This window comes from Paraburkholderia sp. BR10872, assembly GCF_040965835.1.
Taxonomy (GTDB): Bacteria; Pseudomonadota; Gammaproteobacteria; order Burkholderiales; family Burkholderiaceae; genus Paraburkholderia; species Paraburkholderia nodosa_A.
Map to the genome: position 1 here is coordinate 1 of NZ_JBFRCN010000108.1, position 10,624 is coordinate 10,624.

Genomic DNA, 10,624 nt, shown 5'->3' on the forward strand with positions numbered 1-10,624 from the left:
GCAGCGTCTCGTCCTCGTTCAGGTCCTTGAGCGACGCGAGGATCTGGTCGAAACACTCCCAGTTGCGCGCCGCGCGGCCGATGCCGCCGTACACCACGAGCGCATGCGGATGCTCGGCGACTTCGGGATCCAGATTGTTCTGGAGCATCCGGTAGGCGGCTTCCGCCAGCCAGGTCTTGCAGACCTTCTCGCTGCCGCGCGGCGCGCGGATCGTGCGGGTCGGGTCGAGGCGCGGGTCGGTGAAGTTCGGGTGGTTCATAACGTCTTCGTCTCGGATGTTAGTCAGGATGACTGTTTTTATTGGACTTCTAGCGCTTATTGCTCGGACTCGAATGCCAGCGGGCTGTGCCTGGCGATCGCGCCGTTCTGCACGAGCTTCGTCATCGCTTCGATATCCGGCGCGAAATAGCGGTCGAGGTCGTAATGCGGCACCTTGGCGCGCACCGACTGCATCACGTGCGCGAGCGCCGGGCTCGTGTGGTGCGGCGCGCGCAGGTCCACGCCCTGGGCCGCGGCGAGCAGTTCGATCGCGAGGATGTTGGCCGTGTTGTCGGCGATGTCGGCGAGCTTGCGCGCGGCGAACGTCGCCATCGACACGTGGTCTTCCTGGTTTGCCGAAGTCGGCAGCGAATCGACCGAAGCCGGATGCGCGAGCGTCTTGTTTTCCGACGCCAGTGCGGCCGCCGTGACGTGCGCGATCATGAAGCCCGAGTTCACGCCGCCGTCCTTCACGAGGAAAGGCGGCAGGCCCGAAAGCGTGGCGTCGATGAGCAGCGCGATGCGGCGCTCGGCCAGCGCGCCGATTTCGGCCGCGGCCAGCGCGAGATTGTCGGCGGCGAAGGCCACCGGCTCCGCGTGGAAGTTGCCGCCCGAAAGCACTTCGTTCGTTTCCGGGAAGATCAGCGGATTGTCCGACACCGCGTTCGCTTCGATGAGCAGCACCTGCGCTGCGTGACGCATCTGGTCGAGACACGCGCCCATCACCTGCGGCTGGCAGCGCAGCGAGTACGGGTCCTGGACCTTGCCGCAGTCGCGGTGCGAGAGGTTGATCGCCGAGCCTTCGAGCAGCGTGCGATAAGCCGCGGCCGCCTCGATCTGGCCGCGATGGCCGCGCAGTTCGTGAATGCGCGCGTCGAACGGCTTCACCGAACCTGCCGCCGCGTCCACGCAGAGCGCGCCCGAGACGAGCGCCGTGCGGTAGAGGTCCTCGATCGCGAACATGTTGTAGAGCGCAAGCGCGGCCGAAGCCTGCGTGCCGTTGAGCAGCGCGAGACCTTCCTTGGCCTGCAGCGCGAGCGGCTTGAGGCCCGCAGCCGCGAGACCGGCTTCGGCGCTGGCGCGCTCGCCGCGGATGAACACTTCGCCGATGCCGAGCAGCACCGCCGACATATGCGCGAGCGGCGCGAGGTCGCCCGAGGCGCCCACCGAGCCCTTCACGGGAATGAGCGGCAGCACGTCGGCGTTGAACAGCGTGATGAGCGCGTCCATCACTTCGCGGCGGATGCCCGAATAGCCGCGGCCGAGGCTCGACAGCTTCAGCGCCATGAGCAGACGCACGACCGGGCGCGACATCGGCGCACCCACGCCCACGGCGTGCGAGAGCACCAGGTTGCGCTGCAGCAGTTCGAGCTGGTCGCTCGGGATATGCGTGCTCGCGAGACGCCCGAAGCCCGTATTGATGCCATAGGCGGGCTCGCCCTTCGCCGTGATCTCGGCAACGGCGCGTGCGCCTGCGTCGATGGCCGCGAAGCTGGCAGGATCGAGCTCGAGCCGCACTGCCTCGCGCGCGATCTGGCGCAGTTGGGGCAGGGTCAGATGGCCGGGCGTGAGGCGAAGGGTCGGGAGCATGGTCGAATCCTGTCTATACAAGTCGCGAAAGTGGCCGAAGTCTAGCCTGGCGCGCCTGTCTATACAACTCCCCTTTGCGGCCCGTGTAGCCTGGGATTATCCACGAGAGCGCCGCCGGCGCCCGTCACGCGTCGAGTTGCAGCCTGCCCCCGATAAACGCGAGAAAGCATTGCACGCGTGCGGCGAGCGCCGCGCTGCGGTAGTAGACCGCGTGGATCGGCTGGCGCGATTCGACCAGCGCGTCGTCGAGCACGGTGACGAGGCGGCCCGCCTCGCGGTCGGCCGTCGTGAGGAAGTCGGAGAGGCACGCAATGCCGCTGCCGGCGAGCGCGAGCTGGCGGATCGTCTCGCCGCTCGAGGCCAAAAGCGCGGGCGCGATCGTGTAGCCGGGCTCGGTCGCCTGGGTCTTTGCGGCCGTGTGCGTTTCGTCGCCGCCCGCCAGCCGCAGCGGCCAGCCGTTCAGATGCGCGGGCGCCGTAAAGCCGATCAGCCGATGCTCGCGCAACGCGGCCACGCTGCGCGGCGTGCCGTGTGCCTTGAGATAGCCGGGACTCGCGACGATGCGCAAACGGCTCGTGCCGAGCGAGCGCGCGTGCAGCGTGGAGTCCTGCAGCGTGCCGATGCGAATGGCGATATCCACGCGCTGCTCCAGCAAATCGACGATGCGCTCGTTGTTCGTGAGTTCGAGTTCGATCTCGGGATACGCGTCGGCGAATGCCGCGACGTGCGGCACGATGCAGTGAAGCATGAACGGCGTGGCCGCATCCACGCGCAACCGCCCGGAGGGACGCTCGCGGTGGCGCGTGACGGCCTCCTCGGCGTCCGCCAGCGCCGCGAGAATGGCGCGGGCGCGATCGAGGAACAGCTCGCCCTCTTCGGTGAGTTGCAGGCGCCGCGTCGTGCGCAGGATCAGCGCGACACCGAGCTGCTTTTCGAGCCGTGTCAGCGCGCGGCTCACGCCCGAGACGGTCTGCTCGAGCTTTTCGGCCGCGGCGGTAATCGACCCCGCATCGATCACGGTGACGAATACGAGCAGTTCGTCGGTCGACGTCTTCATCGTGGACATTCTTGATCCGCAGTCAATATTCATTTGAGACTAACACGGTTTTTGCAAAACCCGGATGCCCCGATACTGGCTTCCATCGCAATCAAGACAGGATCAGGAGCCACTCATGAAAGTCTTCGTGACAGGCGCAGGCGGATTTATCGGCGGCTCGATCGCGGCGCATCTCGTGCGCGCGGGCCACACGGTGCGCGGTCTCGTGCGCAGGCCCGAGCAGTTCGCCGACCTCGAAAAGCTCGGCATCACGCCCGTACAGGGCGATCTCGACGACCGCGCGACGCTAATGGCAGAAGCACGCGACGCCGACGCCGTGGTCAACGCGGCGAGCAGCGACCACCGCGGCGCGGTCGAGGCGCTCATCGACGCGCTCGAAGGCTCCGGCAAGACGCTCCTGCATACGAGCGGCTCGAGCATCGTGGGCGACGCGTCGGGCGGCGAGGCGACCGCGCACATCTATCGCGAAGACGCCCTGCCCGAGCCGACCGCCGACAAGGCGCCGCGCGTGGCCATCGACAATCTCGTGCTCGCGGCCGCCGCGCGCGGCGTGAAGAGTGCCGTGCTCTGCAATACGCTGATCTATGGCGTGGGCGCGGTGCCGGGCGCCGCGAGCGTACAGTTGCCGCGGCTCGTCCGCCAGGCGCAGAAGAGCGGCGTGATGCGTCACGTGGGGCGCGGACTGAACATCTGGTCGAACGTGCATGTCGACGACGTCGCCGAACTCTATCGCCTCGCGCTCGAAAACACGCCCGCGGGCACGTTCTACTTCGTGGAAAGCGGCGAAGCGAACTTCCGCGACATGACCACGGCGCTCGCCGACGTGATGGGTCTGGGCGCGCCGCAGGACTGGCCGCTCGAAGCCGCGATCGAAGAATGGGGCTACGAAATGGCGTCCTACGGCCTCGGCTCGAACAGCCGCGTGCGCGGCGAGCGCGCCCGCACGCTGCTCGGCTGGCAACCGCGGCGCACCTCGGTCACGGACTGGATCCGCAACGAGATGCTAAAAGCGCCGATCGCGCAAAAATAAGTGTTGTAGCGCACCTAATTGTTGCGTATCCGTAAGGTCGCTCCGCTAGAATCCGAGCGTCTTGCACTCGCCGCCGGCGCGCTGCCCGCCGGTACCGGATACGCCGATGCTCCTCGCGCTGAACTTCTACTGGCTAACCAACCTGCTGGCCATCCTGTTCATCGTCGCGTGCCTCTACGACACGCGCTACGACGAATATGGCACGCTGACGCTCGCCGCCGGCGCGATGGGACTCGTCGTGATGGCGATCGAAGTACTGCTGCGCCCCGCGTTCGACATGTCGCTGTAACGCGCTCTTTTCCCGATTCATTCGCGACCGGCGCAGCTTTCTTTCGTTGCGCTAACGACTGTCCGCCCAACGCATCTACTGCTTCTCGTGCGCACAGCACGACGCCGGCGCGGGCGCGTCTTCATAGCGATCGTGGTGGCGCATCCACTCGCGCATATCCTTCTCTTCGTTGCGTCCCTTTGCGGTCAACTCCAGCATCGCATAGGTGCCGATCAACATCTCTCCACCGCGCGCGTAGGTCGAATACGTGTGATACACGTTGCCCGCTTCGTCGCGATAAAACGCGCTGACGCCGGGCAGCTCGTCGCTCATGTAGTCCTGCTCGATGTAGTTGTAGATCGCCTTGCCGCGCGCCTTGTCGCCTTCGCTGAACGATACGTGATAGTCGAAGTTGAAGTCGCTCGCATGCGACGAAACCCACGGAAATCGCCAGCCCATGCGTTGTTTGAACGCTTCGATCTGCGCGAGCGGCGCGCGCGAAACGGCCACGTAAGTCACGTCGTGATGCTCCAGATGCGGCAGCATGCCGTCCACGTGATCGGACAGGAACGAGCAGCCCGGGCACCCCTCTTCCCACTCCGGCCCGAGCATGAAGTGGTAAATGATCAGCTGGCTGCGCGGCCCGAATAGCTGCGCAAGCGTGCGCGGGCCTTGCGGTGTCTCGAATGTATAGGTCTTCTCGACCTTCACCCACGGCAGTGCCTGGCGCTTGGCCACCAGCGCGTCGCGTGCGTGCGTGAAGGCGCGCTCTTCGGCGAGAAGCGCCTTACGGGCCTCCAGCCATTCGGTCTGCGAAACGATCTTGTGCGATTCCATCTTTCGATTCCTCCGTGCGCTTGAATGAGCGCCGTTCAGTCGAACAGCGCCACCAGTTGATCGATCGAACTCGTCCAGCCCTCGTTGTGCGAGTCGCGCGCCGCCTCGTCGAAGAAGCGTTCGTGCTCGAGCGTGAGGTCAGTGGCGGACCCGTCGGCGCGCAGCGTCACCGTGACGAGCGACTCGCGCTCCGGTGTGCTGCGCCACACCCACGTGAAGACGAGCTTTTCGTCGGGCACGACTTCGAGATACGTGCCGCTCACATCGTGGTCTTCGCCGTTCGCACCGCGCATGATCACGCGAAAGCGCCCGCCCTCGCGCACGTCGGCTTCGGCGTGAATGCAGGTGGTATCGAACGGGTGCATCCAACGCATCAGTTGCGACGGCTGCGTCCACGCCGCGTAGACCTTCGCGGCCGTGGCGTTGAGACGTCGCCGGATGGTGAGGCTGGGAGCTTGCGGGGCGTTGCCAGGTCCGGCTGCGGGTTGGGTAGACATGCATCTTCCTCCACGAAAGCGGCGAGTCGATCGAGCGTTTCACTCCAGAAGCGTTGATAGTGCGCGAGCCACTGCATCGCGTCCTCCATCGGCCCGGCGGCGAGCCGGCACGCCACGGTGCGGCCGGTCTTCGCGCGCGTGACGAGGCCCGCCTGAGCGAGAACGTCCAGATGCTTCATGACCGCGGGCAGCGACATCGCAAATGGCTGTGCGAGCGCGCTCACCGAGAGCTCGTCGTGCTGCGCGAGGCGCGCCAGCAGCGCGCGCCGCGTGGGATCGGCGAGCGCCGCGAAGGTGCGGTCGAGGGTGGCGTCTTCATACTTAACCATGTGGTTTAGCATAGGCGACGAGCGAGCGATGTCAAGACATGCGTAAGTCGTCCGCGAGCGGCGGTGCGCACGGCCGCATCGGCGCCACTAGAATGGCGATTTCTGCGCGCCGCGCCCCGCTCTCTCCGCCCCATCACGCCATGCCGTCCAAAATCCGCAACTCACTGCTCTGGATCTTCGACGCCTTCGAGCGCGAGGCCGGCTATATCCGCAAGCCGATGTTCGGCTGCGACGCCGCCTATCTCGACGGCCTGCTGTGCCTCGTGGCCGCCGACCGCGACCCGCCCTTCAACGGCGTACTGGTCTGCACGTCGCGGGAAAACCATGCGTCGCTCATCGAAGCGATGCCGGCGTTGCGAGTGCACCCCGTGCTCGGCAAATGGCTCTATGTGCCGCAAGCCGATGCCGCGTTCGAAGACACGGCCGCGCAGTTGAGCGCGCTCGTGCTCGCGCGCGACCCGCGCATTGGCGTGGAGCCCAAGCCACGCAAGCCGCGCAAAGCGGCCAAGGCTCGCAACAGCGTGCTGCCCGGGTAGCGCGCCGGAACATAGCGCGCAAAAGCCACACGGCCCGCGCCGCCGTGAAGCGACGCGGGCCGTGCAGCCGCCCGGGCGGGCCGCCATGGCCGCCGGGCGAATGACCGGGTCATCCGATGATCAGATGGCCCAGCCGCCCAGGTAGAACGCGGCCAGCACGCCGGCGATCACCACCGTGCCCACGTTCAGCTTGCGGATCTCGCCGCTCACCACGCGGCCGATCACGAGCGTGCAGAAGCCCAGCATGATGCCCGTGACGATGTTCGCCGTAAGCACGATGAACACGGCGCATACGAGGCCCGACATCGCGTCGACCATATCGGCCATGTCGAGGCGGCTCACGCTCGAGAGCATCATGAGGCCGACATACATCAGCGCGGGCGCCGTCGCATACGAGGGCACGAGGCCCGCGAGCGGCGCGAAGAACATCACCGCGAGGAACAGCACGCCTACCGTGGCGGCGGCTAGGCCCGTCTTCGCGCCCGCGGCCACGCCCACCGTCGATTCGATATAGGCTGCCGCCGGCGCGCCGCCCAGGAAGCCCGAGAAGATCGAGCTGACCGAGTCGGCCGTGAGCGCGCGCCCGCCGTTGACGATGCGCCCGTTCGCGTCGAGCTGGCCCGCCTGCCCTGCCACGGCGCGGATCGTGCCGGTCGCGTCGAACACGGCCGTCATCACGAGCGCCAGCACGCTCGGCAGCACGGCGAGCGAGAGCGCGCCCTTGATGTCCATCGCGCCGATCAGCGAGGCATGGCCCGGCGCCGACAGCGAAGGCCACGCGAACACGCCATGAAAGCTCACGGCCGGATCGATGGCGAGACCGAGCGCGGAGATCGCGACGATCACGATCAGGATCGAGCCCGGCACGCGGCGGCGCACGAGGCCGAAGATCGCGGCGAGGCCGACCACGGAAAGGATCACGGGCAGCGAGGTGATATGGCCGAGCGAGACCGGCAGGCCCGCGCCCGGATTCTTGACCACGAGGCCCACGTCATTGGCGGCGATCAGCAGCAGGAAGAGGCCAATGCCGATGCCCGTCCCATGCGCGATGCCGTGCGGCAGGTTGCGCAGGATCCACGAGCGCACGCCCGTCACCGAAATGCCCGTGAACACGAGACCCATGAGGAACACCACGCCGAGCGCGACTTCGGGCTTCAGGCCCTTGCCGAGCACGAGGCCGAAGGCGGTGAACGCCGTCAGCGAAATGGCGCAGCCGATGGCGATCGGCAGGCGCGCCCACAGGCCCATGAGCAGCGAGCCGAACGCCGTGGTCAGGCACACGGCCACGAACACGGCGCTGGTGTCGAAGCCCGCCTTGCCGAGCATGCCCGGCACGACGAACACGGAATAGACCATCGCGAGGAAGGTGGTGACGCCCGCAATCGTCTCCTGACGCAGCGAGCTGCCGCGCTCGGCAATGTCGAAATAACGGTCGATGAAACCCGAGGCCGGGCCCAATGAATCTGGGGACTCGACTTCGGCGGCGGTCGCACCGGCGAGCGGCTGCGCGTGGGGTTCGATCATGGTGAGTGCCTCCTTTATCAGCATGCTGAAACGGTTCACGGCTCACCAGCCCGATCCGTCATCAGGTTCGTCTCGAATTGAATTAGTCGTGTCGACGCGTTGCCGGCGCCTTCTTCCACTTCCAGGCGCTCATCGTTTTGACATCTCTTATGGATGGAGCGAAGGTTAGGCGAACACGATTTGCGCTCCCATCGCACGAATCGCATTGCGTTCATGCCGCGATGCTTATATGCCCGTGTACAGGGCACGGCGCGGAGGCCGGCCCCGCGTTTACACCTGGGCGTGAAGCGGGCCGTTGCCGCGTGCACCGGGGCTGGTTTCGTATGACGAAGCGCGATCGTCCCGGCGCGGCGCTTGCGGCGAGTCGACCAGCCGGCCGCCCACGCTGGTCGCCCACGCTGGTCGCCTTGACGCCGTCATTAAGCGGATCGGGCCGGTGCGCGGGTTACACTCACGCATCCCGACCCGGTTTCCCCTGCCGCGCGCGCGTCGCGACGGCTGCTCCAAGGAGTTTCAGTAGATGAGACGCGGCTTCCTGCGTTGCGCACGTCCCGTTTTTCACTTCCCGTACGCCCTTACGCTGCTGATTCTGCTCACGCTTTCGGGCTGCAGCCTATTCCGGCCGGCCCCGCCGCCCGAGCCGGAAGCGCCCGTAGCCACGGAGCCCGAGCCGGCCGCGAGCGAGCCCGAGGCCGCGTCCGCGCCCGAGATGGCGAGCGAGCCGGAAGCGGGGGGCACGGCGAAGCCGGCGCCGAAGAAGCCGCGCCCCGCGCCGGTGCACCGCCGCCGTCCCGCGCCAGCGCCGCCCGCGCCCGCCAGCGCCCCGCCGGCGCCCCCCCCCGCGCCCATCGTGCAGGTACGCACGCTCGAGCGCGGCACCTTCCGCACGCTGCTCGACAGCGAAGTGCAAAAGACCGACGGCAAGGTCGTGGGCCGCGCCGTCGACATGGTCACGGGCCCCGGCGGCAAGCCCGTCGACGTCGTGGTGAACCTGCAGGGCTTCATGGGCATTGGCGACCGCAAGGCCAACTTCCCGTGGAGTGGTGTGCGCGTGAATACCCAGGCGAAAACGCCCGCCATCACGCTCGCCCTGCCGGCCAGCCAGCTGCAGGTTCCCGACCGGCCCAAGGCCGGTGCGCCGCAGCCCGGCAACCCCGAGGCGAGCGCGACGCGCCTGCCCATGCTCGACGCGGACGTGGAACGCGCCAACGGCGGCAAGGTCGGCCGCGTCGTCGACGTGCTGCTCGACGGCAGCGCCGCCCCGCAGGCCGTCGTGCTCGACGTGAGCGGCACGCTCGAGAAACGTCATACGATCGCGGCCGACTGGTCGGCGCTGCACTTCGTCACGAAGAACAACACGCTCGAAGCGCAGCTCGAAATGAGCGACCAGCAGGTGGATGCCTCGCCGCCCTACGCACCCGACCAGCCGGTGCACGCGGTCACGCCCGCCGCCCCGCCGCCGCCGGCCCCGGCCCCGGCCGCTTCGGCCGCTTCCGCCACTTCGGCTGCTTCGGCTGCGCAAGCCGCGCCCGCTGCATCGCCCGTCGCCTCGGCGGCCAATGCCCACGGTGCCAAATGACGGACGGCACCATGCAACAACCCAATCCAGGCCAGCGCAGCGTGCGCGCGCTCGACTGGCTGAACTTCTTCGTGGCGAACGTACAGACGGGCTTCGGGCCGTTCATTGCGTCGTATCTGGCATCGCACAAGTGGACCCAGGGCGAGATCGGCCTGGCGCTTTCTGTGGGCACGATCAGCGCGATGGTGAGCCAGGTGCCGGGCGGCGCCGCTGTGGACGCCCTGCGCAACAAGAAGGCCGCCGCCGCGTGGGCGATCATCGCGATCATCATCTCTGCCGTCCTGCTCGCCGCGAGCCCGACCGTCGTGGCGGTGATGGCCGCCGAGGTCTTCCACGGCTTCGCCAGCTGCATGCTCGTGCCGGCCATGGCGGCGCTCGCCCTCGCGCTGGTGGGCCGCCAGAACCTGGGCGACCGGCTTGGCCGCAACGCGCGCTGGGCCTCGATCGGCAGCGCGGTGGCCGCCGGCCTGATGGGCCTGTGCGGCGAGTACTGGTCGCCGCGCTCCGTGTTCTGGCTGACGGCTGCGCTCGCGTTGCCCGCGCTCGTCGCGCTCGCGATGATCGAGTACGACCAGAACGCCGCCTACGCCAAACCCGCGGCCAGGCCCGGCAAGGCCGCCGCGGCAGTTGCCGGCGAACCGCGCGAAACGATCCTCGACCTGCTGCGCGACCGGCGCATGCTGACCTTCGCGGCCTGTGTGGTGCTGTTCCACCTCTCGAACGCCGCGATGCTCAACCTCGCCGCCGGCGAAGTGACGGCCGGCATGGGCGACAACGTTCAGCTCGTGATCGCGGCGTGCATCATCGTGCCGCAAGCCATCGTCGCGTTGATGTCACCCTGGGTCGGCCGCACCGCGCAGGCCTGGGGGCGCCGCCCCGTGCTGATTCTGGGCTTTTGCGCGCTGCCGCTGCGGGCGCTGCTGTTCGCCGCCGTCGGCAACCCCTACTTCCTCGTCCCGGTGCAGATGCTCGACGGCCTGTCGGCCGCCGTGTTCGGCGTGATGCTGCCGCTCATCGCCGCCGACGTGGCGGGGGGCAAGGGCCGCTACAACCTGTGTATCGGGCTCTTCGGACTGTCGGCGGGGATCGGGGCGACGCTTTCGACGGCCCTTGCCGGCT

11 protein-coding genes and 1 pseudogene are annotated in these 10,624 nt (G+C 67.7%); 5 read left to right on the forward strand and 7 right to left on the reverse strand.

All coding sequences use genetic code 11. The features are described from left to right. The 3 genes and pseudogenes from AB4Y43_RS39760 to AB4Y43_RS39770 form a co-directional block, all read right to left on the reverse strand. A pseudogene (locus AB4Y43_RS39760) lies at positions 1-259 on the reverse strand (urocanate hydratase); the annotation flags it as partial. 56 nt (positions 260-315) lie between these two features. Then, positions 316-1,848: a histidine ammonia-lyase gene (gene hutH, locus AB4Y43_RS39765; RefSeq protein ID WP_368730234.1), complete on the reverse strand. Its 1,533-nt coding sequence runs from the start codon at positions 1,846-1,848 to the stop codon at positions 316-318. Positions 1,849-1,972: 124 nt separating this feature from the next. Next, positions 1,973-2,905 (reverse strand): LysR substrate-binding domain-containing protein, encoded by a 933-nt coding sequence (locus tag AB4Y43_RS39770; RefSeq protein ID WP_368604926.1) that lies wholly within the window; start codon positions 2,903-2,905, stop codon positions 1,973-1,975. A 115-nt stretch (positions 2,906-3,020) separates the two neighbouring features. On the opposite strand from AB4Y43_RS39770, the gene AB4Y43_RS39775 reads away from it, so the two are divergent. Together AB4Y43_RS39775 and AB4Y43_RS39780 are read left to right on the forward strand one after the other, a co-directional pair. After that, complete coding sequence (locus tag AB4Y43_RS39775) at positions 3,021-3,935, forward strand: NAD-dependent epimerase/dehydratase family protein (protein ID WP_368604916.1); 915 nt, start codon at positions 3,021-3,023, stop codon at positions 3,933-3,935. A gap of 106 nt (positions 3,936-4,041) precedes the next feature. After that, positions 4,042-4,224, forward strand: a complete 183-nt coding sequence (locus tag AB4Y43_RS39780) for a hypothetical protein (RefSeq protein WP_069262451.1) — start codon at positions 4,042-4,044, stop codon at positions 4,222-4,224. A gap of 75 nt (positions 4,225-4,299) precedes the next feature. Here AB4Y43_RS39780 and AB4Y43_RS39785 read toward each other — a convergent pair whose 3' ends face one another. From AB4Y43_RS39785 to AB4Y43_RS39795, 3 genes are read right to left on the reverse strand one after another with little or no spacing between them, the layout of a single operon-like run. After that, positions 4,300-5,040 carry a DUF899 domain-containing protein gene (locus tag AB4Y43_RS39785; RefSeq protein WP_368604915.1) on the reverse strand — a complete coding sequence of 247 codons (741 nt, stop codon included), beginning with the start codon at positions 5,038-5,040 and terminating at the stop codon, positions 4,300-4,302. 35 nt (positions 5,041-5,075) lie between these two features. After that, entirely contained in the window at positions 5,076-5,480 is a 405-nt protein-coding gene (locus AB4Y43_RS39790) for an SRPBCC domain-containing protein (protein ID WP_368604925.1), read from the reverse strand. Next, a complete protein-coding gene (locus tag AB4Y43_RS39795; protein WP_368604914.1) occupies positions 5,414-5,866 on the reverse strand; it encodes an ArsR/SmtB family transcription factor in 453 nt (150 codons plus the stop codon). Before AB4Y43_RS39795 ends, AB4Y43_RS39790 begins: the two co-directional genes overlap by 67 nt. Before the next feature lie 140 nt (positions 5,867-6,006). Between AB4Y43_RS39795 and AB4Y43_RS39800 the strand changes: the two genes are divergently transcribed. Then, entirely contained in the window at positions 6,007-6,402 is a 396-nt protein-coding gene (locus tag AB4Y43_RS39800; RefSeq protein WP_342945553.1) for a hypothetical protein, read from the forward strand. A 120-nt stretch (positions 6,403-6,522) separates the two neighbouring features. On the opposite strand, the gene AB4Y43_RS39805 is transcribed toward AB4Y43_RS39800, so the two are convergent. Then, entirely contained in the window at positions 6,523-7,926 is a 1,404-nt protein-coding gene (locus AB4Y43_RS39805; RefSeq protein WP_368730235.1) for an NCS2 family permease, read from the reverse strand. 520 nt (positions 7,927-8,446) lie between these two features. On the opposite strand from AB4Y43_RS39805, the gene AB4Y43_RS39810 reads away from it, so the two are divergent. Together AB4Y43_RS39810 and AB4Y43_RS39815 are read left to right on the forward strand one after the other, a co-directional pair. Beyond that, positions 8,447-9,505 (forward strand): PRC-barrel domain-containing protein, encoded by a 1,059-nt coding sequence (locus AB4Y43_RS39810; RefSeq protein ID WP_368604912.1) that lies wholly within the window; start codon positions 8,447-8,449, stop codon positions 9,503-9,505. A gap of 11 nt (positions 9,506-9,516) precedes the next feature. Beyond that, a partial coding sequence (locus AB4Y43_RS39815) for an MFS transporter (protein WP_368730236.1) occupies positions 9,517-10,624 on the forward strand: 1,108 nt, incomplete at its 3' end.